At 74.2% G+C, this 25,900-nt stretch carries 29 protein-coding genes; 11 read left to right on the top strand and 18 right to left on the bottom strand.

The genetic code is table 11. From position 1 onward, the window contains the following. Nucleotides 1-20: 20 nt before the first annotated feature. Entirely contained in the window at nucleotides 21-383 is a 363-nt protein-coding gene (locus IEW03_RS16465) for a YidH family protein (RefSeq protein ID WP_229738364.1), read from the bottom strand. 128 nt (nucleotides 384-511) lie between these two features. Here IEW03_RS16465 and IEW03_RS16470 point away from each other — a divergent pair, with 128 nt between their 5' ends. Further along, nucleotides 512-1,312, top strand: coding sequence for an isocitrate lyase/PEP mutase family protein (locus tag IEW03_RS16470; protein ID WP_188524788.1), 801 nt, complete (start codon nucleotides 512-514; stop codon nucleotides 1,310-1,312). A 15-nt stretch (nucleotides 1,313-1,327) separates the two neighbouring features. Here the strand turns inward: IEW03_RS16470 and IEW03_RS16475 are convergent, their stop codons facing one another. The 7 genes from IEW03_RS16475 to IEW03_RS16505 all read right to left on the bottom strand — a co-directional run bounded on the left by IEW03_RS16475 (nucleotide 1,328) and on the right by IEW03_RS16505 (nucleotide 9,339). Further along, nucleotides 1,328-2,368, bottom strand: a complete 1,041-nt coding sequence (locus IEW03_RS16475; RefSeq protein ID WP_188524789.1) for a S66 family peptidase — start codon at nucleotides 2,366-2,368, stop codon at nucleotides 1,328-1,330. Between the two features lie 57 nt (nucleotides 2,369-2,425). Next, entirely contained in the window at nucleotides 2,426-2,875 is a 450-nt protein-coding gene (locus IEW03_RS16480; RefSeq protein WP_188524790.1) for a DUF2255 family protein, read from the bottom strand. A 224-nt stretch (nucleotides 2,876-3,099) separates the two neighbouring features. Beyond that, nucleotides 3,100-4,353, bottom strand: coding sequence for an arginine deiminase (locus tag IEW03_RS16485; RefSeq protein ID WP_188524791.1), 1,254 nt, complete (start codon nucleotides 4,351-4,353; stop codon nucleotides 3,100-3,102). Between the two features lie 17 nt (nucleotides 4,354-4,370). Further along, nucleotides 4,371-5,810, bottom strand: a complete 1,440-nt coding sequence (locus tag IEW03_RS16490) for a basic amino acid/polyamine antiporter (RefSeq protein WP_268236105.1) — start codon at nucleotides 5,808-5,810, stop codon at nucleotides 4,371-4,373. 93 nt (nucleotides 5,811-5,903) lie between these two features. Then, entirely contained in the window at nucleotides 5,904-6,275 is a 372-nt protein-coding gene (locus IEW03_RS16495; protein WP_188524792.1) for a DUF6221 family protein, read from the bottom strand. Continuing rightward, nucleotides 6,272-9,067: an HAD-IC family P-type ATPase gene (locus IEW03_RS16500; RefSeq protein WP_229738365.1), complete on the bottom strand. Its 2,796-nt coding sequence runs from the start codon at nucleotides 9,065-9,067 to the stop codon at nucleotides 6,272-6,274. Before IEW03_RS16500 ends, IEW03_RS16495 begins: the two co-directional genes overlap by 4 nt. A 2-nt stretch (nucleotides 9,068-9,069) precedes the next feature. Continuing rightward, nucleotides 9,070-9,339, bottom strand: coding sequence for a GlsB/YeaQ/YmgE family stress response membrane protein (locus tag IEW03_RS16505; protein WP_188524794.1), 270 nt, complete (start codon nucleotides 9,337-9,339; stop codon nucleotides 9,070-9,072). Nucleotides 9,340-9,490: 151 nt separating this feature from the next. On the opposite strand from IEW03_RS16505, the gene IEW03_RS16510 reads away from it, so the two are divergent. Next, the gene (locus IEW03_RS16510; RefSeq protein ID WP_188524795.1) at nucleotides 9,491-10,450 is read left to right on the top strand and encodes an SDR family NAD(P)-dependent oxidoreductase; all 960 of its coding nucleotides are present in this window, start codon (nucleotides 9,491-9,493) and stop codon (nucleotides 10,448-10,450) included. Here IEW03_RS16510 and IEW03_RS16515 read toward each other — a convergent pair. Together IEW03_RS16515 and rpmG are read right to left on the bottom strand one after the other, a co-directional pair. Continuing rightward, a complete protein-coding gene (locus tag IEW03_RS16515; RefSeq protein WP_188524796.1) occupies nucleotides 10,423-10,707 on the bottom strand; it encodes a type B 50S ribosomal protein L31 in 285 nt (94 codons plus the stop codon). The genes IEW03_RS16510 and IEW03_RS16515 overlap by 28 nt on opposite strands. Before the next feature lie 44 nt (nucleotides 10,708-10,751). Further along, nucleotides 10,752-10,919: a 50S ribosomal protein L33 gene (rpmG, locus tag IEW03_RS16520; protein ID WP_188524797.1), complete on the bottom strand. Its 168-nt coding sequence runs from the start codon at nucleotides 10,917-10,919 to the stop codon at nucleotides 10,752-10,754. Between the two features lie 184 nt (nucleotides 10,920-11,103). On the opposite strand from rpmG, the gene nhaA reads away from it, so the two are divergent. From nhaA to IEW03_RS16545, 5 genes are all read left to right on the top strand, one after another. Continuing rightward, nucleotides 11,104-12,927, top strand: a complete 1,824-nt coding sequence (gene nhaA, locus IEW03_RS16525; protein WP_188524798.1) for a Na+/H+ antiporter NhaA — start codon at nucleotides 11,104-11,106, stop codon at nucleotides 12,925-12,927. A gap of 118 nt (nucleotides 12,928-13,045) precedes the next feature. Next, entirely contained in the window at nucleotides 13,046-14,374 is a 1,329-nt protein-coding gene (gene aztD, locus IEW03_RS16530; RefSeq protein ID WP_188524799.1) for a zinc metallochaperone AztD, read from the top strand. Nucleotides 14,375-14,378: 4 nt separating this feature from the next. Continuing rightward, nucleotides 14,379-15,263, top strand: coding sequence for a metal ABC transporter substrate-binding protein (locus IEW03_RS16535; RefSeq protein WP_188524800.1), 885 nt, complete (start codon nucleotides 14,379-14,381; stop codon nucleotides 15,261-15,263). Nucleotides 15,264-15,337: 74 nt separating this feature from the next. Beyond that, complete coding sequence (locus tag IEW03_RS16540; protein WP_308808230.1) at nucleotides 15,338-15,772, top strand: Fur family transcriptional regulator; 435 nt, start codon at nucleotides 15,338-15,340, stop codon at nucleotides 15,770-15,772. Between the two features lie 54 nt (nucleotides 15,773-15,826). After that, a complete protein-coding gene (locus tag IEW03_RS16545) occupies nucleotides 15,827-16,639 on the top strand; it encodes a hypothetical protein (protein ID WP_188524801.1) in 813 nt (270 codons plus the stop codon). Between the two features lie 6 nt (nucleotides 16,640-16,645). On the opposite strand, the gene IEW03_RS16550 is transcribed toward IEW03_RS16545, so the two are convergent. Genes IEW03_RS16550 through IEW03_RS16560 form a run of 3 tightly spaced genes read right to left on the bottom strand, consistent with a single transcriptional unit; the run spans nucleotide 16,646 to nucleotide 18,199 of the window. Further along, nucleotides 16,646-17,098 carry an Lrp/AsnC family transcriptional regulator gene (locus IEW03_RS16550; protein ID WP_188524802.1) on the bottom strand — a complete coding sequence of 151 codons (453 nt, stop codon included), beginning with the start codon at nucleotides 17,096-17,098 and terminating at the stop codon, nucleotides 16,646-16,648. Nucleotides 17,099-17,121: 23 nt separating this feature from the next. After that, the gene (locus tag IEW03_RS16555) at nucleotides 17,122-17,442 is read right to left on the bottom strand and encodes an AzlD domain-containing protein (RefSeq protein WP_188524803.1); all 321 of its coding nucleotides are present in this window, start codon (nucleotides 17,440-17,442) and stop codon (nucleotides 17,122-17,124) included. After that, nucleotides 17,435-18,199, bottom strand: coding sequence for an AzlC family ABC transporter permease (locus tag IEW03_RS16560; RefSeq protein ID WP_308808232.1), 765 nt, complete (start codon nucleotides 18,197-18,199; stop codon nucleotides 17,435-17,437). The genes IEW03_RS16555 and IEW03_RS16560 overlap by 8 nt, the downstream gene beginning before the upstream one ends. Nucleotides 18,200-18,481: 282 nt before the next feature. Between IEW03_RS16560 and IEW03_RS16565 the strand changes: the two genes are divergently transcribed. Continuing rightward, a complete protein-coding gene (locus IEW03_RS16565; protein WP_188524805.1) occupies nucleotides 18,482-19,048 on the top strand; it encodes a hypothetical protein in 567 nt (188 codons plus the stop codon). A gap of 144 nt (nucleotides 19,049-19,192) precedes the next feature. Beyond that, on the top strand, nucleotides 19,193-19,609 hold the full coding sequence (locus tag IEW03_RS16570; RefSeq protein WP_188524806.1) for a VOC family protein: 417 nt from the start codon (nucleotides 19,193-19,195) through the stop codon (nucleotides 19,607-19,609). An 11-nt stretch (nucleotides 19,610-19,620) separates the two neighbouring features. Here the strand turns inward: IEW03_RS16570 and IEW03_RS16575 are convergent, their stop codons facing one another. Further along, complete coding sequence (locus IEW03_RS16575) at nucleotides 19,621-20,139, bottom strand: MarR family winged helix-turn-helix transcriptional regulator (RefSeq protein ID WP_229738366.1); 519 nt, start codon at nucleotides 20,137-20,139, stop codon at nucleotides 19,621-19,623. A 93-nt stretch (nucleotides 20,140-20,232) separates the two neighbouring features. Here IEW03_RS16575 and IEW03_RS16580 point away from each other — a divergent pair, with 93 nt between their 5' ends. Further along, nucleotides 20,233-21,696: an MFS transporter gene (locus tag IEW03_RS16580; RefSeq protein WP_188524807.1), complete on the top strand. Its 1,464-nt coding sequence runs from the start codon at nucleotides 20,233-20,235 to the stop codon at nucleotides 21,694-21,696. A 21-nt stretch (nucleotides 21,697-21,717) separates the two neighbouring features. On the opposite strand, the gene IEW03_RS16585 is transcribed toward IEW03_RS16580, so the two are convergent. Beyond that, a complete protein-coding gene (locus tag IEW03_RS16585) occupies nucleotides 21,718-22,737 on the bottom strand; it encodes a YdcF family protein (RefSeq protein ID WP_188524808.1) in 1,020 nt (339 codons plus the stop codon). 171 nt (nucleotides 22,738-22,908) lie between these two features. Here IEW03_RS16585 and IEW03_RS16590 point away from each other — a divergent pair, with 171 nt between their 5' ends. Beyond that, nucleotides 22,909-23,328, top strand: coding sequence for a VOC family protein (locus tag IEW03_RS16590; protein WP_188524809.1), 420 nt, complete (start codon nucleotides 22,909-22,911; stop codon nucleotides 23,326-23,328). A 16-nt stretch (nucleotides 23,329-23,344) separates the two neighbouring features. On the opposite strand, the gene IEW03_RS16595 is transcribed toward IEW03_RS16590, so the two are convergent. The 3 genes from IEW03_RS16595 to IEW03_RS16605 form a co-directional block, all read right to left on the bottom strand. Continuing rightward, nucleotides 23,345-24,568 carry an MFS transporter gene (locus tag IEW03_RS16595; RefSeq protein ID WP_188524810.1) on the bottom strand — a complete coding sequence of 408 codons (1,224 nt, stop codon included), beginning with the start codon at nucleotides 24,566-24,568 and terminating at the stop codon, nucleotides 23,345-23,347. A gap of 83 nt (nucleotides 24,569-24,651) precedes the next feature. Beyond that, nucleotides 24,652-25,248: a TetR/AcrR family transcriptional regulator gene (locus IEW03_RS16600; RefSeq protein ID WP_188524811.1), complete on the bottom strand. Its 597-nt coding sequence runs from the start codon at nucleotides 25,246-25,248 to the stop codon at nucleotides 24,652-24,654. Then, nucleotides 25,241-25,864: a sugar O-acetyltransferase gene (locus tag IEW03_RS16605; protein WP_188524812.1), complete on the bottom strand. Its 624-nt coding sequence runs from the start codon at nucleotides 25,862-25,864 to the stop codon at nucleotides 25,241-25,243. The genes IEW03_RS16600 and IEW03_RS16605 overlap by 8 nt, the downstream gene beginning before the upstream one ends. Nucleotides 25,865-25,900 lie beyond the last annotated feature (36 nt).

A 25,900-nucleotide genomic window follows, 5' to 3' on the forward strand; every position in this document is an offset into this window, starting at 1 on the left:
GCCCCGTCACGTGGCCGGCCTCATCTCAGCAGGAGCGCGAGCAGGACGAGGACGCCGACCACGCTGACCGTGGCCACGAGGAGGAAGCCGGTGATCGCGCCGGGCAGCGGGCCGTGCTCCCGCATCGCGCGCTCGGTGCGCGCCCACTCGATCGCGGCCACCACCGGGACGGCGGCCCCGGCGACCAGCAGCACGATCGCGGACGCCAGCCGCAGCCGCGGCTCCATCGGCAGGTCGAGCGCCTCGAGCGCCGTACCTCCGGCGATGAGCCCGAGGGCCGTGCGGATCCACGCGAGGATGGTGCGCTCGTTGGCCAGCGAGAACCGCGGGTCCGGCTCGGTGCCGCGCTCGTACACCCAGCGGGGAAAGCGTTCCCGGCTCACGCGGCGCACCTCGGGCGAGGGGCGGGTCGGCAGGTCACAAGGCCTCACCCTAACCGCGTGCCCCGCGCGGGTCGCGACGACCGACGGGCCGGCGCCCGGCGTCGGGGGCGGTCGCTAGCGTCGGACCCGTGACCACGGACCGTCTCGCACCGGACTTCCTCGCCCTGCACCGTCCCGGCGACCCGCTCCTGCTCCCGAACGCGTGGGACGCGGGCTCGGCCCGCATCCTGGCGGCGCTCGGGTTCGCCGCGGTCGCGACGACCAGCAGCGGATTCGCCGCCACGCTCGGCCGGCCCGACGGCGGCGTGACGCGCGCCGAGGCGCTCGAGCACGCCGCCGCGCTGGCGGCCGCCGTCGACGTCCCCGTGAGCGCCGACCTGGAGAACGGCTTCGCCGACTCCCCCGCCGACGTCGCGCGGACCGTCGCCGACGCTCGTCTCACGGGCGTCGCCGGGTGCTCGATCGAGGACCACACCGGCAACGAGGACGACCCTGTCTACGAGCGAGGGCTGGCGGTCGAGCGCGTCGCGGCGGCGGTCGAGGCCGCGGGCGACCTGGTGGTCACCGCCCGCTGCGAGAACCACCTGTACGGGCGCGACGACCTCACGGACACGATCGGCCGGCTCCAGGCCTACCAGGAGGCGGGCGCCGACGTGCTGTTCGCGCCCGGGCTGCACGACGCCGCGCAGGTCGCGACCGTGTGCCGCGAGGTCGACCGGCCGGTCAGCGTCCTGCTCGTGCGCGGCGGGCCGACCCCAGCCGAGCTCGCAGCGGCGGGCGCGGCCCGTATCTCCGTCGGGGGCACGTTCGCGTGGAACGCCCTGTCCGCGCTGGTCGACGCCGCCCGCGAGCTGCAGGCCGGCGGCACGGCGTTCCTCGACCGCACCGGCCCGGCGCGCGACGTCATGCCGGCGGCGTTCCGGGGCTGACGCGTCGGCGGACCGCTACGGCACGAGGCGCTGCGTGACCACCGATTCCTGGGGGCCGTGCTGCACGCGCGCGAGGGCGCCGTTCACCAGGGCGAGGTACGGCGGCACGTGCCCGCACTCGACCTCCGCGAGGAGCGGGACCCCGAGGTCCCCGAGCGCGTCGCGGACGGCGTCGTGCTGCGTGAGGCCGTCCGCGTCGGGGGCGTGCGTGCGGCTCACCAGCACCGCGTTCGCGGCGTCGAACCACCCGGCGTGGCGCAGGGCCCACAGGGCCCGGCCGACGTAGAGCGCATCCCACTCCAGGATGTCGAGGTAGACGACCAGCCCCTCGGGCGCGTGCTCGGCGGCGAACCGCCGCACGTCGCCGTACGGCGTGCCGGCGAGGGGCGCGACCGTCTCCAGGCAGCCGCCGATCAGGCGACCGGCGACGTCGACGGGCTCGTCGGGGTCGGCGTGGGCGTCGAGCCGCACCCACGACCCGGGGGCGTCGAGGGTCCACGTCGAGACGTCGGGGTGCTCCTCGTAGTCGTCCCAGCCGGACGAGCGGTGCCGCCGCGGCGACCGCTGCACCAGCTCCGCGCCCTGCCCGGCCGAGGCGACCTCCCACCAGCCGAGCACGCCGTCCGGCACGTCGTAGGGCGTGTCCATGAGGTTCTGGCCGTGCAGCGTGGCGACGCCCGTGCGCAGCGTCAGCGGCAGCATCACGGTGGAGACGTCGGAGAAGCCGACCAGCCACGTCGGGTCCGCGGCCAGGGCCTCCCAGTCGAGCCGGCCCAGCAGGTCGGTCGCGAGCTCCCCGCCCCACGGCGGCACGACGGCGCGCACCGCCGGGTCGGTGACCATCGCGGTGAGCTCGGCGGCGCGGACGCCGGCCGGGGCGCTGACGATCCCCTGGCCCGTGGCCGTCGCGCCGAGGCGGACGTCGTAGCCCCGGGCACGGACGACCTCGGCCGCGTGGTGCAGCCGGGCCTGCAGCGGGGCCGGCACGCCCGACGACGGCGCGGTCACGCCGACGGTGTCACCGGGGCGCAGCGGGCGGGGGTAGCGGATCGTCATGTCCGGGATCGTCGCCGCCCGAGCACGGTCGCGTCCAGGGGAATCCGCCGCGGGCGGTCAGCCGCTCGTGCAGGGGACGTCGGCCGGCGACGCCGCCGGTGAGGCCGCCGCACGCCGCCGCAGCGCGGCGACCGTCCCGGCGACCCGCTCCCGCACCGAGGCGCGCTGCGGCCGCAGCCGGAAGGTCGACGCCGTCGCCGGGTCCGACAGGACGGCGTCGACCTTCGCCGGGCCGTACGGGTCGTACTTGGCGCGGTAGGCGTCGTCGAGGGGGCCGTGCAGCTCGGGGGCGACCTCCGTCAGCACGACCGGGTACTCCGCACCGTCCAGCCGCACGCGGGCCCGGCCGGCCGGGGACCACCGGTCCCCGGGGACCGTCCGCACGTACAGGTCCTGGCCGAGGCGCACGACCCAGCTGCGTGCGCCGTGCTCCGCGCCGGCGGCGAGGAGCTGGACGGCGGGGGCGGCGACGAGGGCACCGAGGTCGTGGGGGCTGGTCGTGGACATCGGGGTCTCCTCGCGGTCAGGCGTCGGGTGCGGCCGGGGCGTGCGGTCGATAGGCGTGATCGGTCCTTCGTCGGGTGGTCGTGCGACGGCACGCGCTCTGCGCTGCCCTCGTGGGATGTCGTGTCGGCGGATGACGTGTCGGCGCGGGCCGATGACCCGTCCGCCATGGGTGGAACCGCTGCCGCGCCGCCGGTGTTCCCGGCGTCACAGACCGAGGGGGCGGATCAGTCCAGCGGGTCCCGGGCGATGGGGCAGGTCATGCAGTGCCCGCCGCCGCGGCCGCGGCCGAGCTCGGCGCCGACGATGGTGATGACCTCCACGCCGGCCCGGCGCAGCGCGGCGTTCGTCAGGGTGTTGCGGTCGTAGGTGAAGACGACGCCCGGCTCGAGCGCGACGGCGTTGTTCCCCGAGTCCCACTGCTGGCGCTCGGAGGCGTACACGTCGCCCGCCGTCTCGACGACCCGCAGCCGGGGCAGCCCCATGGCGCGCGCCACGACGTCGACGAAGGGTGTGTCCCCCTCGTCGGTGACCTCCACGCCGGGCGCCCGGTCGCTCGGTCGCAGGGTGAACGTGCGGATGCCGTCGACGATGTCGGGGTGCACGGTCACGAGGTCCCGGTCGGCGAACGTGAAGACGGTGTCCAGGTGCATCGCCGCGCGCAGGCGCGGCATCCCGGCCACGACGACCTGCTCGGCGGCGCCCGCGTCGAACAGCGCCTTCGCAAGCTGCGTGATGCCCTGCCGCGAGCTGCGCTCGCTCATCCCGACCAGCACGACGCCGCCGCCGACCGGCATGACGTCCCCGCCCTCGATCGTCGCCTGCGCCCAGTCCTGCTCCGGGTCGCCCCACCACACCGGCGAGCCGGCGTACTCGGGGTGGAACGAGTAGATCGCCTTCATCAGCAGCGTCTCGTCCTTGCGCGCCGGCCAGTACAGCGGGTTGAGCGTCAGCCCGCCGTAGATCCAGCAGGTGGTGTCGCGCGTGTACAGGGTGTTGGGCAGCGGCGGCAGCAGGTACTCCCGCGCCCCCGTCGACTCCCGGGCCAGCGTGACGTAGTCGGTGCGGAAGTCGGCGGGCAGGTCGTGGGTCGACAGACCGCCGATCAGGACGCGCGCGAGCTCCTTCTCCGCCAGCGAGTCGAGGTAGGTGCGGGTGGGCTCGAGGAGGCCGAGGCCCACCCGGTTCGGCACGACCTTGCGGTCCAGGAGCCAGGTGCGGGCGTCCGGGATCGCCATCGTCTGGGCGAGCAGGTCGTGCAGCTCGACCACCTCCACGCCCCGGTTGGTGAGCTTGTTGACGAAGTCCAGGTGGTCGCGCTGCGCGTTCTCCACCCACATGACGTCGTCGAACAGCAGGTCGTCGGAGTTCGACGGCGTCAGCCGCTCGTGCGCCAGCCCGGGCGAGCACACCAGGACCTTGCGCAGGCGGCCCACCTCGGAGTGGACGCCGTGGGCGGTGACGGTGGGGACGGCGGTCATGGTGCCAACCTTTCGTGTCAGATCGAGACCCAGCCTGCGGAGAGACCGACCACGCCGAGCACGGCGACGGCCACGGCCACGAGGAACAGGACGAGCTCGGCCGGCGAGAACACCCGCCGGCCCTGCTCGCGTCGGGTCATGGCGAACAGGATCGTCGCGGGCGCGTAGAAGAGGAACGAGACCAGCACGAGGTCCAGGCCGGCGGCGAAGACCAGGAACGCGGTGTAGGCCGTCGCGAGCAACGCGACCACCATGTCCCCGCGCAGCGTCGAGGGCGCGGCGCCGTCGTACGTCTCCCGGGTGGCGCGCAGCTTCAGCGCGTACAGGGTCGCGAGGAGGAACGGGATGAGCGTCATGACGGCGGTCATGTCGAGCGCGAAGTCGAACGCGTCCTCGGAGAAGTAGGTGAGGACCAGCACCACCTGCGACAGCGAGGTGCTCAGCAGCAGCGCGTTGACGGGCACGTCGCGGTCCGTCTGCCGGGCGAGGAAGCGCGGCATGTCGCGGTCCTTGGCGGCGACGAACAGCACCTCGGCGGCCATCAACGTCCAGGCCAGGTACGCGCCGAGCACCGAGATGATGAGGCCGACGCCGACGAAGACGCTGCCCCACTCGCCGACGGCCGCCTCGAGCACCCCCGCCATCGACGGCTGGCGCAGCTCGGCGATCTCGGCCATCGGCATGATGCCGTAGGACACGATCGTCACCGACGCGAAGATGGCGAACACGCTCACGAAGCCCAGGATCGTGGCCTTTCCGACGTCCTCGCGACGCTTCGCGTGCCGGGAGTAGACGCTCGCGCCCTCGACCCCGAGGAACACGAACACCGTCACCAGCATGGTGCCGCGCACCTGGTCGAACAGGCTCCCGGCGTAGTCGGCGCCGGCCCAGTTCTCCGCGAAGGCGCTCGGGTCGAAGACGAACAGCGCCAGCAGGACGAAGACCACGATCGGGATGACCTTGGCGACGGTGACGATCCGGTTGATCGCCGTCGCTTCCTTGATCCCGCGTCGCACGAGCAGGAAGAACAGCCAGAGGCCGACGGTGGAGAGCGCGAGGGCGAGCACGGTGTCCCCGGCACCCAGCGCCGGGACCCACTCGCCCAGCGTCGACATGATGAGCACCCAGTAGGTGACGTTGCCGACGCACGCGCTGGCCCAGTAGCCGGCGGCGGCGAAGAACCCGGTGTACTCGCCGAACCCCGCCTTCGCGTAGGCGTAGACGCCGGCGTCGAGCTCGGGCTTGCGCATCGCGAGGCGCTGGAACACGAACGCCAGCATCAGCATGCCCGCGCCGGCCACCACCCACGCGATGAGGGCGCCCATGACGCCCGTCTCCTGCGCGAAGCGCCGCGGCAGCGAGAACACCCCCGCGCCGACCATCGACCCCACGACCATCGCGGTGAGGGTGAACAGCGAGACCTTGGTTGTGGTGCTGGCGACGTCCTGGCTGCTCACTGGCTATCGCGCCTCCGATCGGGTCCGTCACGATGCTGGCACGACGACGCCGGTCGTGCGCGGCGAGCCGTCGTCGGCCGCACTGCCGACGGTTCAGAGCGGAGGGTGCCGCCAGTCCTCGTCGAAGTCCGGGTGCTCGGCGTACGCGAGCGCGAGAGTGCGCAGCATGCGGTCGCCGACGAAGGCGACGCCGCTGTCCTCTCTCGCGTTGACGGTGCGGTCGAGGTCGACCGTCATGTCGAGCCCCGTGGCCTCGTACGCCAGCTCCACGAGGTGCCGCTTGGCCGCGACCTCGGCCAGGACCCGGCGCGGGGTGAGCTCCCAGTCGCCCGACCGGGCCAGCGGGGTGTCGAGCGTCGGCCGTGCCGGGGTCCCGGCGGCGCGCGACGCGGGCGGGTCGAGCAGCGCGAGGACCGCGGCCTCGTCCTCGGCGATCCGGGCGAGAAGGAACTGGGTCAGCGTCATGGGTGCACCTTCGCACCGCGCGCGGCCGCACGGCGCGGTCGCAGGCGTCGCGCCCCCGCCGCCTTGGCGACCTCGACGAGCAGGAAGACGACGACCGCCAGGCCGAGGGTCTTGGCCCACTCGTCCAGCCCGATGGGCGCGGAGTCGAACCAGTCGTGCATGAACGGCGCGTAGACGAACACGCACTGCAGCGCGACGAGGCTCGCGGCGGAGATCCACACGACCCGGTTCCCGCGCAGCACGTCCAGGGTGAGGCTCGAGCGGTTCAGGAAGCGGCAGTTGAACAGGTACGCGAGCTGGCCCAGGGCGAGCATCGTGACGGCCGTCGTCTGCGCCTCGGCGAGCGGCGCGCCCTGTGCGCGCTCGGCATAGAAGGCGAACATCGTCGCGCCGCCGATGAGCAGCGACACCACGACGATCCGCCGCAGGAAGACGGCGTCGAGGATGCTCGCCGCCGGGTCGCGCGGCGGTCGCGACATGACGTCCGGCTCCGCGCGCTCGTACGCCAGGCCGAGCGACAGCGTGACGGCGGTGATCATGTTGATCCACAGCACCTGGACGGGCGCGAGCGGCAGCGTCAGGCCGAACAGGACGGCGACGAGGATGACCAGCGACTGCGCGCCGTTCGTCGGCAGGAGGAAGAGCACGGACTTGCGGATGTTGTCGTAGATCCGCCGCCCCTCCTCCACGGCCCGCTCGATGGTGGCGAAGTTGTCGTCGGCGAGCACCACCTCGGCGGCCTCCTTGGTCGCCTCGGTGCCCTTGATGCCCATCGCGACGCCCACGTCGGCCTGCGTGAGGGCGGGCGCGTCGTTGACGCCGTCGCCCGTCATGGACACGACCTCGCCGTGCGCCTGCAGCGCCGACACGATGCGGATCTTGTGCTCCGGGCTGGTGCGCGCGTACACGTCGACGTCCCGCACGACGGCGCGCAGCTGCTCGGTGGACATCGCCTCCAGCTCGGGCCCGGTGAGCACGGCGGGGGCGTCGGGCGAGCCGGGCTGCCCGTCGACGATCCCCATCTCGCGGCCGATCGCGACGGCGGTGCCGGCGTGGTCGCCGGTGATCATCTTGACGCGGATGCCGGCGTCGCGGCACTGCGCGATCGCGGCGACCGCCTCCGGCCGCGGCGGGTCGACGATGCCGACCAGCCCGCACAGCTCGAGGCCGCCCGCCACGTCGTCGGCGTCGAGCGTCGTCGTCCCGTCGTCGGCACGGCGCCGAGCCGCCGCGAGGACCCGCAGGCCCTGCCCGCCCAGCTCGTCGATCCGCCGCTCCCACAGGGCGCGGTCGAGCGGCTCGGACGTCCCGGACGGCGAGGTCTGCGTGGCGCAGCGGTCGAGCACGCGGTCCGGCGCGCCCTTGAGGTGCACGTCCAGCGTGCCGTCCGGGCCGCGGTCGAGGGTGGCCATGAACTTGTTCTCGGACTCGAACGGCACGACGGCGACGCGCGTCCAGCCCTGCGTGGCCACGCCGGCCTTCATGCCGAGCGAGCGGACCGCGCCCTCCGTCGGCTCCCCGACGAGCCGCCAGCCGCCGTCGCCCCCGGCGTCGCCGCCGCCGTCCCCGGCCGCACCCGCCCGCACGATCCGCGCGTCGTTGCACAGCATCATGGCGGTCGCGACGGCGGCGAGGTCCGGGTCGTCGGCCAGGTCGGCGTGCCGGCCCTCGGCGGTGACCTCGCCCTCGGGCGCGTAGCCGACGCCGGCCACGGCGAACGTCCGCCCCGCGGTGACGACGGTCCGCGCCGTCATCTCGTTCTTCGTCAGCGTGCCGGTCTTGTCGGAGCAGATGGTCGTGACGGACCCCAGCGTCTCGACCGCCGGCAGCTTGCGGGTGATGGCGCGGCGGCGCGCCATCTGCTGCACCCCGAGGGCGAGGGTGATCGTCACCAGGGCGGGCAGGCCCTCGGGCACGGCCGCCACGGCGAAGCCGATCGACGCCGAGACCAGCTCCGGCACGGAGAAGTCGTGCACCAGGCGGCCCACGAGCACCATGACCACGGCCATGGCCAGGATGAGGACGGCGAGCGCCTTGCCGAACTTGTCGAGCTGCCGCGTGAGCGGCGTCTCCAGGCTGCTGACCTCGGAGATCATCGTCTGGATGCGGCCGATCTCCGTCGCCTCGCCGGTCGCGGTGACGACCCCGGTGCCCTGCCCTGCCGCGACGAGCGTGCCCGAGAACAGCATGCTCGTGCGGTCGCCCACCCCGGCGTCGGCGCCGACGGCCTCGACCCGCTTGGTCGCCGCGACCGACTCGCCGGTGAGCGCCGACTCCTCGACCCGCAGGTTCGTCGCCTGCAGCAGCCGCACGTCGGCGGGCACCTTGTCGCCCGACCGCACGCGCACGACGTCGCCGGGCACCACGTCGTCCGCGTCGACGCGCGCCCAGGCGCCGTCGCGCCGCGCCTCGGCGTGCACCGACAGCATCTGCCGGATGCCGTCGAGCGCGCTCTCCGCGCGGCCCTCCTGGACGAAGCCGATGGCCGCGTTGATGACGGCGACGGCGAGGATCACCGTGAAGTCGACCCAGTCGCCGAGGATCGCCTTGAGCACCGCGGAGACGAGCAGGATGTAGATGAGGATGTCGTCGAAGTGCACGGCGATCCGCTTCCACAGCGGGTCGCGCTCCGGCGGCGGCAGCCGGTTCGGGCCCACCCGTCCCAGGCGCTCGGCGGCGTCCGCCGAGGTCAGCCCGCCGCCGGTCGTGCCCAGCGCGCGGAGGACGTCGTCCGGCGGCTGCGACCAGGGGGCGGACGGGACGGCGGTCGCCGTGTCGGCGCGGCCGCCCACGCTCATTCGGCCTTGCGGCCGGACGCCCCCGCCACGATCGACACCCCGATCGCGGCGAGAACCACCTGGAAGGCCAGCTCGATCCAGTCGATGCCGCCCGTGTCCTTCACGCCGACGAGGTCGGCGATCCAGGTGCCGAGCAGCGCGGCCACGATGCCCACGATGATCGTCACCAGGATCGAGATGTTCTGCCGCCCCCTCAGCACGAGTCGGCCCAGGGCGCCGATGATGGCGCCGATGATGATCGCGGTGATGATGCCGGACACGGTCATGGTGCTGCCCCTTCCGTCGACCGGTGGTGCGGTTCCTCGAATCTAGGTCGGCTCACCGCGCGCCGCACGGCGGACGGGGTGGACGGCGCGTGCCCCGCAGTGGAAGCGGTGGAAGCATGGTCGGCACCCGCTACGTCACCGAAGGGGAGCCATGCGCATCTTCGGTCGCGACCGCGCCGACGCCTTCCAGAGCAAGGTCGCCGCTGTGTCGGGGGCAGGTTCGGGCATCGGGCGGGCACTCGCGCTCGGCCTCGCGGCCCGAGGGGCCGGCGTCGCGGTGTCGGACGTCGACGCCCGCGGGCTGCAGGGGACCACGGACCTGCTGCGCGCGCAGAGCACCGACCCGCACTCCGCCGTCGTGGACGTGGCCGACGAGACGGAGGTCGCGGCCTGGGCGGCCGAGGTGGCCGAGCACTTCGGGGTGGTGCATCAGGTGTACAACAACGCGGGTGTCGGGGCACCGATGTCGTCGGTGGCCGACACGCCTCCCGCCGTCTACGCGCGGCTGCTGGGCATCAACCTGTGGGGCGTGATCCACGGGACCCGGGCGTTCCTGCCGCACGTGATCGCGTCGGGCGACGGACACGTGGTCAACATGTCCAGCCTGCACGGGCTGGTCGCGCAGCCGAACCTGTCGGCATACGTCACCACCAAGTTCGCCGTGCGCGGCTTCACGGAGACGCTGCGCACGGAGATGCTGCGCGCCGATCTGCCCGTGCGCGTCACAGCCGTCTACCCCGCCGGGGTCGCGACCAACATCGCGCACCACGCCAAGGTGACGGCCCTCGCCGACCTGCGTGCCGAGGCCGCCGGCGCTCCCGGTGGGCCGGCCGGCGGGGGCCGGGAGGCGGCGATCGAGAGCGAAGCCGCCGCCTTCGGCGCGCTGCTCACCACCTCGGCCGACACCGCGGCCAGCGCCATCCTGACCGGGGTCGCGAAGGGACGGGCCCGGGTGCTGGTGGGCGAGGCCCGTCAGCTCGACGCGCTGGCCCGGCTGCTGCCGTCGGCCTCCGCGCGGCTGATGGTCGCGTTCGACCGCAAGACCTTCGGATCGAGCTCGACCGGCGGCGATGCCCGACGTCGTCAGCGGCGCTCCGGGCCCTGCCCGTAGCGGCGGCGGAACTTCTCGACGCGGCCGGCGGTGTCGACGACGCGGGACGCCCCGGTCCAGAACGGGTGGCTGACGCTCGAGATCTCGACGTCGACCACCGGGTACGTGTTGCCGTCCTCCCACTCGACCGTCCGGGCGGGGCGGCCGGGGCCGGAGGCGGCGTCGCCGGCCAGCGTGGAACGCGTGAGGAACGCGGTGCCCGCGCTGGTGTCGCGGAAGACGACGGGGCCGTACGTGGGGTGGATGTTCTGCTGCATGGTGCTTCTCCTCTTCGCGTGCTGGACGGGGCCGACGCGGCGCGTCAGCGCTCCTCGCGGAACTCGACGTGCCGGTGCACGACGGGGTCGTACTTGCGCAGCACGACGCGGTCGGGGTCGTTCCGGCGGTTCTTGCGGGTGACGTACGTGAAGCCCGTGCCCGCCGTCGAGCGGAGCCTGACGATCGGGCGCAGGTCGGTGCGGGTGGCCATCCGGCGGCTCCTCGTGCGGTCGAGATGAGAACGCTTCTCACCTGCCGTCGGGTGCAACCGGCCACCCCGCTCGGACATTCCCGGGAACACCCGCACCACGGGCCGACGTTCCCCCGACGGCCGACGGACCAGGAACGACATACGCTCCTGCCGGGCCCGCACCCACCACGGACGGGAGGCACGCATGGCACCACGCGCACTGGTCGAGCGGCTGCGCACCGAGTCGGGCGCCGCGCTGCTGCTCGTGGGCGTCACGGTGCTGGCCCTCGTCTGGGCGAACTCGCCGCTGTCCGGCGCGTACACCCACCTGTGGGAGACGTCGGTGAACCTGGACGTCGGCGAGCTGCGCTTCGACATGGACCTGCACCACTGGGTCAACGACGGGCTCATGGTCCTGTTCTTCTTCGTCATCGGCCTCGAGGTGCGCCAGGAGCTGTCGATCGGTTCCCTGCGCCAGCGCAGCCAGCGCCTGGTGCCGCTCGTCGCGGGGACCGCCGGGGTGCTCGTGCCCGCGCTCGTCTACCTCGCGGTCGCGGGCGGCGCGGCGCCGCAGGGCTGGGGCGTGGTCGTCGGCACGGACACGGCCTTCCTGCTGGGCGTCCTCGCGCTGGTCGGCCCGGCGATGTCGAACCAGCTGCGGGTCTTCCTGATGACGCTCACCGTGGTGGACGACTTCCTCTCGGTGGCGATCATCGGCGTGTTCTACTCCGACGACGTCCGGATCGGGCCGCTGGTGCTGGCCGTCGTGTGCCTGGGCGTGCTGTGGCTGCTGGGCCGCATGCGCCAGTGGCGCAGCGCGCCGTACGTGGTCGTCATCGTCGTGCTGTGGGGTGCGACGGTGCAGGCGGGCGTCCACCCCTCGATCGCGGGTATGGTCGCGGGCCTGCTCGTGCCGGCGGCCGTCACCCGGCGGGCGGACGTGCTCCACGCGAAGAGCCTCTTCCGCGCCTACTGGCAGTCCCCGGACGCCGCGGGGGCGCGGAACGTCCAGGCAGGGCTGGCCCGGTCCATCTCGGTCAACCATCGCCTGCACGAGGTGCTGCGCGGTCCCGTGTCGCTCGTCGTGGTCCCGGTGTTCGCGCTGGCCAACGCCGGGATCGACCTGCGCGGGGGCGCGCTCGCCGACGCCCTCGGGTCCGCGATCACCTGGGGCGTCGTCGCCGGCCTCGTGGTGGGCAAGCTCGTGGGTGTCTCGCTCGGCACCTGGACGGCACTGCGGATGCGGCTCGGGCTGCTGCCGGACGGCGTGGGCCCGGGCAGCGTCCTGGGCGGCGCCGCGCTCTCCGGCATCGGCTTCACCGTCTCCCTGCTCGTGGTGAACCTCGCGTTCCCCGACCCCGCCGACGCCCAGGCCGCGACGGTCGGCGTCCTGCTCGCGATGGCGCTCGCCTCGGTCCTGGGCTGGCTGATCTTCACGGTGGCCCGCGTGCGCTGGGGCGAGACGACGGCCGACCTGCCCGTGACGCTCGCCCCGCCGGTCGACGACGAGCTCGACCACGTCAGGGGCGACCCCGACGCCGCCCACACCGTCGTCGAGTACCTCGACTTCCAGTGCCCGTTCTGCGCGCGCGTGACCGGGATGAACGTCGAGCTGCACGAGCACTTCGGCGACCGGGTGCGTTACGTGGTGCGCCACCTGCCGCTGCCGGACGTGCACCCGCAGGCCTTCCTCGCGGCGGTCGCCTCGGAGGCCGCCCACCGCCAGGGCCAGTTCTGGGAGATGCACGACGTGCTGTTCAGCCACCAGTCCCAGCTCGAGCTGGACGACCTGCGCGGCTACGCCGCCGACCTCGGTCTCGACCTGGCGCGCTTCGACGCCGACCTGGACGACGAGGAGCTGCACGACCTGGTGCGCGCCCACGCCGCGAGCGCCGCGGCGAGCGGGGCCCGGGGCACGCCCACGTTCTTCCTCGACGGGCACCGGCACCGCGGGCCGCACGACGCGCGCACGCTGGCGGCCGCGATCGAGGCGGCGGAGTCGGACCCCGCCGCCCGCCGCCGGTCCTGATCCGGTCGGGGTTCCTGGACCGGCCGAACCCGCAGGTCGTGGCGTCGTGCCACGTGGTCGAGCCGGACGTCGGGACCCTTAATGAGAATGGTTCTGATTACTGATACCGTCTGCGACCATGAACTCCATCACACGACACCGGCCCCGGACGCGGAGCCTCCTGTCCCTCGGCCTCGCCCTGCCCCTGGTCGCCCTCGCCGGCTGCGCGGCGGACGACCCCGCCTCGACGACCTCCGACACCCCGGCCGCCGAGGAGCAGAGCGGCCACGCCACCGAGGCGGCGACCTACACGCCCCGGATCGCCGTCACCTACGACGGCGGCGTCCAGGTCCTCGACGCCGGCAGCCTCGAGCAGGTCGCGGACCTCGAGCTCGAGGGCTTCAACCGGATCAACGGCGTCGGCGACGGCCGCCACCTCCTGGTGTCCACCACGGGCGGCTTCCAGCTGCTCGACGGCGGGGCGTGGGCCGAGCCGCACGGCGACCACTCGCACTACTACACGGCCGACCCCCAGCTCACCGGCACGACGTTCGAGGCGACCACGCCCGGTCACGTCGTCGTCCACGACGGGCGCACCGCCCTGTTCGACGACGGCACCGGGCACGTCGAGATCTTCGACTCCGCCGCGGTGGCCGACCCCGACCGCGAGACCCGCGAGCACACCACGCCGGAGGCGCACCACGGCGTCGCGGTCGAGCTCTCCGACGGCACCCTCGTCGTCTCCGAGGGGACCGAGGACGCACGCACCGGCATCCGGGTCCTCGACGCCGACGGCGAGCAGGTCGCCGCGTCGGACGAGTGCCCCGGCGTGCACGGCGAGGCCGTGGCGGCCGACGAGGCCGTCCTCATCGGGTGCGAGGACGGCGTCCTGGTCGTCTCCGACGGGAAGATCACCAAGGTCGACAGCCCGGACGACTACGGCCGCGTGGGCAACCAGGCCGGCAGCGAGGAGTCGCCCGTCGTGCTCGGCGACTACAAGACGGACCCGGACGCGGAGCTCGAGCGCCCGACGCGCGTGTCGCTCACCGACACGACGACCGGCGAGATGACGCTCGTGGACCTGCCGGCCAGCTACACCTTCCGCTCGCTCGCGCGCGGTGACCACGGCGAGGCCCTCGTGCTCGGCACCGACGGCAAGATCCACGTCATCGACCCGAAGACCGGCGAGCTCGAGACCTCGATCCCCGTGATCGACGCGTGGGAGGAGCCGGTGGAGTGGCAGTCCCCGCGCCCGGCGATCTTCGTGCTCGACGGCTCGGCGTACGTGACCGACCCGGCGAACCGGGCGATCCACGCCGTCGACATCGAGACCGGCGAGGTGTGGAACAGCGCCGAGCTCGACGTCGAGCCCAACGAGATCAACGGCATCTCCGGCAACGTCGAGGACGGCTCGACCGAGTACGGCGAGGGCGACGAGCACGCCCACGACGAGCACGGGCACGAGTGATCCCGTGACCCCCCGCCCCGCCCGGGGGCCGCTCGCCGCGGCCGCCGCACTGCTCGCCGTCCCGGCCCTCGCGGCCTGCGCCCCGTCCTCGGCGGACGACCGGGTCGAGGTGCTCGCGTCGTTCTACCCGTTGCAGTTCGTCGCCGAGCAGGTCGGCGGCGAGCACGTGAGCGTGGACAACCTCACGCCTCCCGCGGCCGACCCGCACAGCCTCGAGCTGTCCCCCGCGCAGGTGCGCGCCCTCGGCGGGGCGGACGTCGTCGTGTACCTGTCCGGCATGCAGGCGGCGCTCGACGAGGCGGTGGCGACGAGCGCACCTGAACGCCTCGTCGACACCGCCGAGGCCGCCGGGCTCACCGGCGGCGCCGAGGACCCGCACTTCTGGCAGGACCCGGCACGGCTGGCGGACGTCGCGCACGACGTCGCCGACCGGCTCGCCGACGCCGACCCCGGCCACGCGTCCGAGTTCGCCGCGAACGCGGACGCGCTGGCCGGGCGGCTCGCCGCCCTCGACGACGACTACCGCGAGACGCTCGCGCCCTGCGCGGGGGCGACGCTCGTCGTCTCGCACGAGGCGTTCGGCTACCTCGCGGACCGCTACGGCCTCGAGCAGGTGGGCATCACCGGCATCGACCCCGAGGTGGAGCCGTCGCCCGCCCGGCTCCGCGCGGTCCGGTCGGTCGTCGAGGAGGCCGGCGTCAGGACGGTCTTCTTCGAGGTGATCACCAGCCCGAAGGTCGCCCGGACCCTCGCCGAGGACCTCGGCATCGGGTCCGCCAGGCTGGACCCGATCGAGGGGCGCAGCGACCCCGAGGCCGACTACCTGGACGTCATGCGGGAGAACCTGGCTGCCCTCCGGGACGGTCTGACCTGCGCGGACGGGACCTGACGCGCACGGTCCGCCGACCCGCGGACGTCCGAGGAGGGGATGTGGGATCCTCGGACGTCCGAGAGGGTGAGGAGGTGACCGCCGTGGCACGGATGACCCGCCAGCGGGCGGCGCTGCTGGACGCGATCGACGACCAGGAAGAGTTCCGCAGCGCCCAGGAGATCCACCGGGAGCTGCAGCAGCGCGGCGAGAAGGTGGGCCTCGCGACCGTGTACCGGGGGCTCCAGCGGCTCGCCGGCACGGGCGACGTCGACACCGTCAAGACGGGCGAGGGCGAGAACCTCTACCGCCGGTGCGCCACCCGCGAGCACCACCACCACCTGGTGTGCCGGGTCTGCGGCCGCGCCGAGGAGATCGACGGCCCGACCGTCGAGGAGTGGGCGCGGACGACCGGCGAGGCGTACGGCTTCGCGGACATCACGCACGAGGTCGAGCTGTTCGGCACGTGCGCGGCCTGCCGCGGGTCCGCGAGCGTCTCTGTCCGTCAGGGATCGTCGCCCGACTCCTGACGGACAGAGACGCTCGACGTGCACCGGCCCGCCCGGAGATGTTTGCCTGGACGGATGAGGACCCCGGCCGAGGACCCTGCCCGCAGGCGCCGCACCGGCTCCGTCGTCATGGTCACGCTCGCGACGGTCGCCGGCCTCGCCGCGTGCGGGTCCGGCGGCGCCGGCGACCCCGCGGCCCCGCCGGCGGCGTCCGAAGACGCGGGCGGCGCCGGCCCCACCTCCGAGGGCTGCGCCCCGACCGGCGACGGGCCGCCGGGCGGCGCCGAGCCCCGCGAGGTCGCCGACGTGGACGGCGACGACGAGAACGACTCCGCCTGGCTCACCGGCGGCGACCAGCGACGGCTCGGCATCACGACGGCGTCCGGCGCCACGTTCTCCGTCCCGCTCGGCTCCGCGAGCCCGGAGCGGGCCGCCGCGGTGGTCGACCGCGTCGCGACCGAGGACGGCACAGCACCGGTCGCGCTCGTCGACACCGGGCGCGCCGTGCGCCTGTTCTCGGTGGCCGGGTGCGGGCTGACGCCCACCCGGAACCAGGAGGGCGTCCCGTACACGTTCGACAAGGGCTTCACCGGGCAGGGCACCGGCGTCGAGTGCGCCGACGAGGTGCCCACGGTCGACGGCGACCGCGACGCGGACCGGCTGCACCTCGCGGCGCTGAACGCCGAGGCCAGCGACGACGGCTCCGTGTTCACCGTGACGCGCACCTTCGTCGACCTGTCCGCGGGCGCGACCCGGGCCACCGACGGGGTCGAGGAGACCGTGGTCGAGGGCGCCCCCGCCGACGACGCGGTGGTCGCGGCCGCGCAGCGGACCAGCTGCGGCGACCGGGTCGCCGGCGAGGACGGGCCGGTCGAGCCGGCGCCGTGACGGTGCCTACCGGCCTCCGACGCCCGGGGCCTTGACGGTCTTCATCCGGAACCGGGAGCTGGCCCGCCGGATGCCCGGCACCTGGAGCACCTTCTCCATGTGGAAGCGCTCGTAGGCCTCCAGGTCGGCGACGGCGACGCGGACGAAGTAGTCCGGCGAGCCGAACAGCCGCTGCACCTCCACGACCTCGTCGAACGCGGTGAGGGCGTCCTCGAACCGCTGCACCGTGGCACGGTCGTTGACCAGCAGGTCGATGTCGACGAGCACCTCGAAGCCCTGACCCATCGCGTCCGGGTCGACGACGGCGCGGTAGCCCTGGATCACACCGTCAGCCTCGAGCCGCTGCACGCGGCGCAGCGTCGGCCCGGGCGTGAGGTTGATGCGGTCGGCCAGCTCGACGTTCGTCATCCGGCCGTCGGCGAGCAGGGCGGCGACGATGGCCCGGTCCGTGCGATCCATGCGGACATCATCGCGCGCCGTCCTCACAGGAGATTGACCAGGAGCACGAAGGTCGCGGTGCCCGCCCCGACGCTCAGGAGAGTCCGCCGGCCGCCGACGAGGTGCACGACGACCGTCACCGCGACGGCGGCGAGGGCCTGCCACACCCGGCCGCCGGCCGCGCTGCTGCGCACGGTGCTGGCGGCCAGGATCAGCAGGACCCCGGCCGGCAGCCAGCGGGCGAGGGAGCCGACCAGCCGCGACGCGCGCAGCCGGTCGATCGCGGCGAACGGCGCCGCCCGGAGCGCGAAGGTGATCGCGAAGACGACGGCCAGCACGGCCAGGAGGTAGCCGGTCTCAGGCACGGCGCGCCCGCCGGGCGGACAGGACGTGGCGGCCCGCGAGCAGGGCGACGAACCCCAGCATCCCGACGAACAGCGCGTTGCCGGGGGCCAGCAGCACGGCCAGCGTGAAGCTGAGCCCCGCGAGCAGGAGCGACGGCACCTGGCCGCGGCCGCGGGCGGCGTCGAGCACCAGGGTGACGAACAGGGCGCACAGCGCGAAGTCGAGCCCCTCCAGCGGCCCCGGGAGCAGGCCCGCCAGCAGCACCCCGGCGACGCCGCCGCTCACCCAGTAGGCCTGGAACGACAGCTGCAGGGACAGCAGGCGCGGCCCCGTCCACCGCCCCGGCGACGCGGCGGTCAGGGCGTACGCCTCGTCGATCAGCGCGTACATCGAGTACGCGCGGGCGACCGGGTGGCGCACCACCTGCAGCGGGAAGCTGAACGCGTAGAACACGTGCCGGAAGTTCACCAGCAGCGTCGTGAGCGCGATCGTCCCGAGCGGCGTCACCGCGGCGGCCAGCCCGACGACGAGCAGCTCCAGCGAGCCCGCGAAGCCCGCGACCGAGAGCGCCGGCGCGAACCACCACGGCAGCCCCGCCTGCACGACGAGCAGGCCGAACGCCACCCCCAGCGGGAACATCCCCAGCCCCGCGGCCAGCGAGTCGCGGACGCCGGCCGCGACCTCGGCGCGCAGGCCGGTGGGCCGGTCGTCGAGGCGGTCGTCGGGTCGGTTCGTGCGTCGGCCCGTGGGGGCCGGGGCGGTCAGTACCTCGGTCACGCGAGGAGCCTGGCACGGGACCCGGGGCGCGCGATTGCGGATCTTCCCCGGTCGCCGCCGCATTGCACAACACATCCTCGCCGCCTGCCCCTGGCGAGAAAGGTCCTTGCGCACGAGGCGGGCGCGGTGCCGCCCGTGTGGCGGTCGCGACCCCGAGCGACGTCGGACCGGCGGTCCGGGATCACCCTGACCCGGCGGTCCGACCCGGGTCGCACGGCGGTCCGCGAGGTTCCGTTCCCGGGCCGACGACGCCGGGACCTGCCCGTTCGTAGCGTCGACGTCATGCACACCGAGATCTCCCCGACCGACGACCGACCCCTGACGACCACCGACCTGCGCACGCCCCAGCGCCGGCTCCTGGGCATCCTCGCCGTCGCCGCCGGCGTCGTGGTCACGACCACCGCGTGCGCGGGCCTCACCGAGTCGCTGGCCGAGCGCGCGGACGGGCACACCAAGACGTTCGAGTACTCCAGCGGCGCGGCGGGGAAGGACGCCGAGGTGCTGCCCGCGTGGGCGCCCGACGACGCGACCGACGTGCGCGGCGTCTTCCGCACCACGGGCGACGAGGTGATCCTCTCGATGTCCGCCGACCTCGACGACCTGCCCGCCGGCTGCGAGGCCGTGAGCGCGAAGAACCCGCTCGCCGCCCGGCCCGACCGCGGCACGCTCGAGCCCGAGGACTACCGCGACGCCTCGACCCTGGAGGCCGGCTGGTGGACGGCGGGGCAGGAGCAGTCGGCCACCCTGATGTGCGGCCGCTGGTGGGTGGGTGAGCAGGACGGGACCGTCTTCGCGTTCACGCCCGAGCTGAAGCAGGTCGAGGTGGAGGAGCAGCCCGACGCGGCATGACCCCTCGCCCCGGCCGCACCGCCCCGAACTTCACCCGGCGGCGCACCGCCGGCAGCGGCGGGGCGGACGGATCCTGGAAGCGTCCGGCATCACGTGGCGGCGCCTGCCGTCCGGGCCGGCGGTGATGAAGGAGTGGGACGGGCGATGGTCACGACTCGACGCGGGTTCTCCAGCTTCTCGGTGGACGACCTCGACGCAGCGCACAGCTTCTACGCGGACACCCTCGGGCTCCGCGTCACTCCCCTCGACGAGGGCATGGGCCTCGTGGTCCGGCTCGGGCCCGGGGCCCCGGTGTTCGTCTACCCGAAGGAGGACCACGTCCCGGCGGCGTTCACCGTGATGCACCTGGCGGTCGCCGACGTCGACCCCGTGGTCGACGACCTCGTCGCGAAGGGTGTGACCCTCGAGCGGTACGAGGGCTTCGACCAGGACGAGAAGGGCGTCGCCCGCGGGTTCATGGAGGGCGGCGACGGGGCCTGGTTCACCGACCCGGCCGGCAACGTCATCGGCCTCATGGACGGCGAGGGGGTGGCGCAGCTCCTCGACGAGCTCGGCGGCTGACGAGCGCCGGGTCACTCTGCCCGCACGGCCTCGCCGTAGGCACCGACGAAGCGCTCGAGGAGCTCGAGGAACGCCCCGGACTCGTCACCGAGCGTCGCGAGGGCGTCGTCGTAGGCGCCCAGGGCGAGGGCGGTGGCGTTCTCGAAGGCCTCGATCCCCGCGGCCGTCGGCTCGATGAGGCGGGCGGGCCGGCCGGCCTCGGCGAACCGGCGCAGCAGGCCGGCGTCGATCGCCGCGTTGACCTGCCGGTTGACGGTGGACTGCTCCAGCCCGAGGGCGCTGGAGATCTCGCGCAGCGTGCGCGGCCGCCGGTCGGACATCAGCCACAGGAGCCGCCCGTCCGCCGTGCCGAGCGGGCTGCGCTGCTCGGCGAGGCGCCGGTGCAGGTCGAGGCGGTAGAGCAGCGACGCAAGGGCCCGGTCGCGCGAGCGCGAGCCGGTGGGCGGCGCATCCGTGGACGACGCGTCGGACGACGCATCCGTGGACGACGCGTCGGACGACGCGCCCGTGGACGAGGGGGCGGGCACCATCGGGCCTCCTGTGGCCGGGCGTGTTGGCGGATCGCTGATGTGTAGGTAGCATACACACTCGGTTATGTAACTTACACATGGAATCGAAGGTTCATGAGCTCCTCCTCCCCACCCGCCGGGCAGACGAACGCCCGCGCCCTGGCCGTCATGGTCGTGCTGGGCTTCAGCAGCCTGTGCGCCGCCCTGATGCAGTCGCTGGTCATCCCGATCCAGAGCGAGCTGCCCGAGCTGCTGCACACCTCCGCGAGCAACGCCTCGTGGGTAGTCACCGCCACCCTGCTCGGCGGCGCCGTCGCGATGCCCGTCACCGGCCGCCTGGCCGACATGTACGGCAAGAAGCCGGTCATGGTCGTCTCCGGCGCCGTCCTCGTGGTCGGGTCGCTCGTCTGCGCGGTCTCCGACAGCGTCGGACCCGTCGTGGTCGGCCGCGTCCTGCAGGGCATCGCGATGGGCTACATCCCGGTCGCCATCAGCATGGTGCGCGAGCTCGCGCCGGCGCACCTGCGCAACACCGCCGTCGCGGGCATCAGCGCCACGCTCGGCGTCGGCGGCGCCCTCGGGCTGCCGCTCGCGGCCTGGATCGCCCAGGACTACGACTGGCACGTCCTGTTCTGGGTCTCCACCGTCCTCGCCGTCGTCATGGCCGCCCTGACCCTCGTCGTCGTGCCGCACGTGCGCGACGCGCACCCCGGCCGGTTCGACGCCGTGGGCGCCCTCGGCCTCGCCGTCGGCCTCGTCGGCGTGCTGGTCGGCGTCTCCAAGGGCAACGACTGGGGCTGGGCCTCCGCGAGCACCCTCGCGACGATCGGGGGCGGCGTCGTCGTCCTGCTCCTGTGGGGCTGGTACGAGCTGCGCCACTCCGACCCGCTCGTCGACCTGCGCACCAGCGCCCGCAAGCCGGTGCTGTTCACCAACATCGCCGCCCTGCTGATCGGCTTCGGCATGATGGCGCAGTCCATCGTCGTGCCGCAGCTGCTGCAGATGCCGGAGGCCACCGGCTACGGGCTCGGCCAGACGATCCTGCAGGCCGGCCTGTGGATGGCGCCCGGCGGCCTGATGATGATGCTCTTCACGCCGATCTCCTCGCGCATGCTGACCCGGCTCGGCGGCCGCACCACGCTCTGCGTCGGCGCCGGCGTGCTCGCGCTCGGTTACGTCGTCGCGGTGTTCATGACCGACGCTCCCTGGCAGCTCATGGTCGCGTCGTGCGTGGCCTCGGCCGGTGTCGGCATCGGCTACGCCGCGATGCCCACGCTCATCCTCACCAACGTCCCGGCCTCCGAGTCGGCGGCGAGCGTCGGTCTGAACAGCCTCATGCGCTCGATGGGCACCACCGTGGCCGGCGCCGTCATGGCGATGATCCTCACCAGCCAGACCGTCGTCCTCGCGCCGGGCACGCCCGAGATCCCCGCCCAGGGCGCGTTCACGCTCTGCTTCGCGGTCGGCGCCGTCGCGGCGGCGGTGGGCGCGCTGATCGTGCTGCTCGTGCCCCGGCAGCGCACGGGCGACGACGACCGGGCCGAGGCCCACGACGACGAGCCCGCGCTGGTCGGCTGAGGCGGAGGCCGAGGCCGGGCGCTACATCGCCGCCACGCCCAGCATCGTCGCCAGGACCGCGGCGACGAGGATCCCCGCCGCCGCCACGACGTGCACCGTCGGGCGGCGGCGGAGGACCGCGACGAACTCGCGCAGGTAGGCGCTGGGGAAGAAGTAGCCCGCCGTCGGGGCGCCCACGGCGTGCACGTCGAGGCCCAGGTCCATCGCCTCGAGCGCGGCCCGCGGCGCGTGGTAGTTGTTCGTCGCCACGAGGTAGGGGGCCGGCACGCCGTGCTCCGCGAGCAGCGCCACGCCGTAGGTGAGGTTCTCCCGCGTGGTGCGCGCCCGGTCCTCCACCAGCACCAGCTCGCGCGACACCCCGTGCTCGACCAGCCAGTCCCCCATGGCGGCGCCCTCGGGGCGGTCCTCGTCGCGGCCCTGCCCGCCCGACGGGACGATCGGGACCAGCCGGCCGCCGGCGCTCAGGCGCGCGGCGGCCGCCGTCGCCGTCGTGAGCCGGGCCGCGAGCAGCGGCGGGACCCGCCCGGCCACCACCCTGGACCCCAGCACGATCACGCCGTTCGCCGGCGCTGCGGCCACGTAGCGGCGGTACAACAGCGTCTGCGCGACGAAGCCCAGGAACGTGAACCCGAGCCAGGCCGTGCCCATCAGCACCGCCACCGCCAGGCCCCACGTCCACGCCGCGCGCAGCACGACCGGCGCCACCACGACGAAGGGCGCGACCAGCATGGCCAGCCCCGCGAGCAGCGACAGCAGGTTGGCGGGCGTGCGCCGCTCGCGGCGCACCATCGTGAGGCCGTTGACCACGAGGAAGACCGGCAGGGCGAGCAGCCCCAGGACCAGGCCGAGGAACAGCACGAAGCTGGCCCACGACATCACGGCCGGGCCGCCGGGCGTGAGCATGACGACCTGCCCCAGCAGCGCCACCGCCGTGTACAGGACGGCGATCAGCAGGAAGCCGTTGCGCAGCCGACGGCGGTCGGCGCGCAGCGAGGCGCGGAGCCACACCACCCACAGGCCGCACACCACGGCGGACGTCACGACGGAGCCGACGGTCGCGGTGACGTCGGCGTTCAGGGCGCGATCCGCGCGTCGTGCGCGACCATGCAGGACCTCCGGGGCTCAGGGACGGGTGCGGCAGCACCGACCCTACGGCCGGACGCCGCGGAAAATAGCGTGGGCACGCCCACCACGACGTGCTCAGATGCCTGCATGACCTCACGCATCTCGCACACCTCGTTCGACGCCCGCGACGCCTACGCGCAGTCCCAGTTCTGGGCCGCCGTGCTCGGCTACACCGGAGTGCCGGGCGAGCCCGACGAGCCGGGCGACGAGGAGTGCATGATCGTGCCCCCGGCCGGCCACGAGGCCCCGGCCGAGAGCCACGGGCACCTGTTGTTCATCGAGGTGCCCGAGCCCAAGGAGCTGAAGAACCGCGTGCACCTCGACCTGCGGCCCACGGACCGGACGCAGGCCGAGGAGGTCGAGCGGCTGCTGGCCCTCGGCGCGACGCAGGTCGCCGACCGGCGGAGCCCCGACGGCACCGGCGGGTGGGTGGTGCTGGCCGACCCCGAGGGCAACGAGTTCTGCATCCTGCGCAGCGATGGCGAGCGGGCCGCGCTGCGCGCCTGACGGCCCGGGCCGGCGCCTACCGGCCGGCGTCGGCCCCGGCGCCCGCGGCGACGTCGTCGTCAGCCGGCGCGGCCGGTCGCGGCGACGCGGCCCGCGCGGCGAACGCCGCCACGACGAGCAGCGCGACGACGACGAGCATGGCGGGCCGCAGCCCGAGGTGCTCGCCCAGGAACCCGAGCAGCGGCGGGCCGACGAGGAACGCGAGGTAGCCGCTGGTGGCGACGGCGCTGACGCGCTCGTCGCCGCGCTCCGGGTCGTCGCCGGCCGCGGAGATCGCGACCGGGAAGCCGAGCGAGGCGCCCAGGCCCCACAGGACGACGGCGGCCCCCGCCACGACCGGGCCGGACGCGAACACCACGGCCAGGACGCCGACGATCGCGCACACGGCGCTCACCGACAGCACCGCGGCGCGGCCGAACCGCGCGACGACCGGCCCGCCGGAGAACCGGCCCACCGTCATCGCCGCGGCGAACCCGGCGTAGACCAGCGACCCGTGGGTGGCGGACATCCCGTGCCCGTCCACCATGAGCAGCGGCAGCCAGTCGTTGGCGGCGCCCTCGGCGAACGCCATCGCCAGCACGACGACGCCGATGAGCAGCAGGCGGGGGTGGCGCCACACGCTCGGCCGGTGCCCGACCGCGCCGGCGGCGGCGGGCGCCACCCGGGCCTGTCGCCCGGTGCCGGCGGGGAGCCCTGGCAGCGCCCAGGCCGCGAGCGCCGCCATGACGACCGCCATCGCGAGCAGGTGCCACACCACCGGGAAGTCGGCGGCGGTGAGCGCGATCCCCACGAGGGCACCGATCACCGTGCCGAGGCTGAAGCTGCCGTGCAGCGCGGGCAGCACCGGGCGGCCGGTGCGGGACTCGAGGGCCGCGCCCTCGATGTTGAGCCCGATCTCGCCCAGGCCGCCGCCCACGCCGAAGAGGAGCAGGCCGGCGAACACCGCGGCGGCGAGCCCGACCCCCGCGGCCAGGCCGACCACGACGACGCCGGCGACGATCAGCAGCGTGCCGACGACGACGACGGGCCGCGCGCCGTGGCGCCGCACGAGGGGCCCCGCGGACATCACGCCCGCCATCGACCCGACGGACAGCCCGAACAGGACCATGCCCATGCCCGCCGTCGACGCGTCCACGGCGTCGCGCACGGCCGGCGTGCGGGTCACCCAGGACGACATCCCCAGGCCGACCAGCAGCGTGAGGGCGAAGAGCGACAGGCGGCTGCGGAGCTGTTCGGGCATGCGGACGAGCGTACACACTGCGTCGTAACGATTCGACCGCATTCCGGCCGGGCGCGCCCGAGGGCGAGGCACCCTGCCGGGCGTCAGCCCGGGTCGGCCGTGACGCGCTCGACGGCGTCGACGACGAGCGCCGTGTCGTACCCCGCGCCGCCGCCCGGCGGGTCCTGCGGCGTGTCCAGGGCCCGGTGGATGGTGAGCCCCTCGATGAGCGCGTCCACCAGGCGGGCCGTCGTCGGGTCGAAGTGCCGCTCCAGCGCGTGGCGGGAGCGCGCCATCCACGCGTTGGTGATGTCGCGGAACGCGGGCTCGCGCGCGGCCAGCGTGTACAGCTCGTGGGTGAGGACGAGGTCGCGCCGGCTCGTCACGACGTCCGACGTGATCATCGCGACGACCGCCCGCCGCGCCTCGCCGACGTCCGCCGCCTCGGACATCCGCCGCTCGAACCGGTCGCTCACCGTGCGCGCGTAGCGCGTGAACGCCTCCCGCAGCAGCTCGTCCATCCCGGTGAAGTGGTAGGTCATGGAACCCAGGGGCACGTCCGCCGCCTCGGCGACGCGGCGGTGCGAGGTGCCGCTCACCCCGTTCGCGACGACGACGTCGAGGCAGGCGTCGATGATCCGGTCGCGCCGGCCGGGGTCGGTGCGGCGCGTGCGGCGGCGCGGCGCGGGCCCGTCAGCCATCGGTCCCCCCGGCCTCCGCGCGCCCGGCGTCGTCGCCGATCGACCTGACCACGCGGGCGGGGTTGCCGACCGCCACGACGTTCGCCGGGACGTCCCGCGTCACGACCGCGCCCGCCCCGATCACCGTGTTGTCCCCGATGGTGACGCCCGGGCAGACGATCACCCCGCCGCCCAGCCAGACGTTGTCGCCCAGCGTGATGGGCAGCGCGGCCTCCAGCTTGTCCCGGCGCGGGCCGGGCTCGACGGGGTGCGTCGGCGTGAGGAGCTGGACGTTCGGGCCGATCTGGCAGTCCTCGCCGATCGTGATGGGCGCGACGTCCAGCGCGGTGAGGTGGTAGTTGACGAACGTGCGGGCGCCGACGTGGAGGTTCTCCCCGTAGTCCACGTACAGCGGCGCGCGGACGACGGCGCCCTCCCCCAGCGTGCCCAGCAGGTCGGCGAGCACCGCCCCGGCCTTCTCGGGGTCGAGCGGGGCGGTGCGGGCGTACTCGCCCTGCAGGCGCATCGCCCGCCGGGCCCGCCGCTCGATCTCGGGGTCGTCGGCGATGTACAGGTCGCCCGCGAGCATGCGCTCGTGGTTCGTGCGCAGGTCGCCGGCGAAGTGGTCGGTCGTCATGCGGGCGATGGTAGCCCGGCTGCGTACGACCGTACG

Origin of the sequence: Isoptericola cucumis, assembly GCF_014635665.1 — a bacterium.
In the GTDB taxonomy this organism is placed as follows: Bacteria; Actinomycetota; Actinomycetes; order Actinomycetales; family Cellulomonadaceae; genus Isoptericola; species Isoptericola cucumis.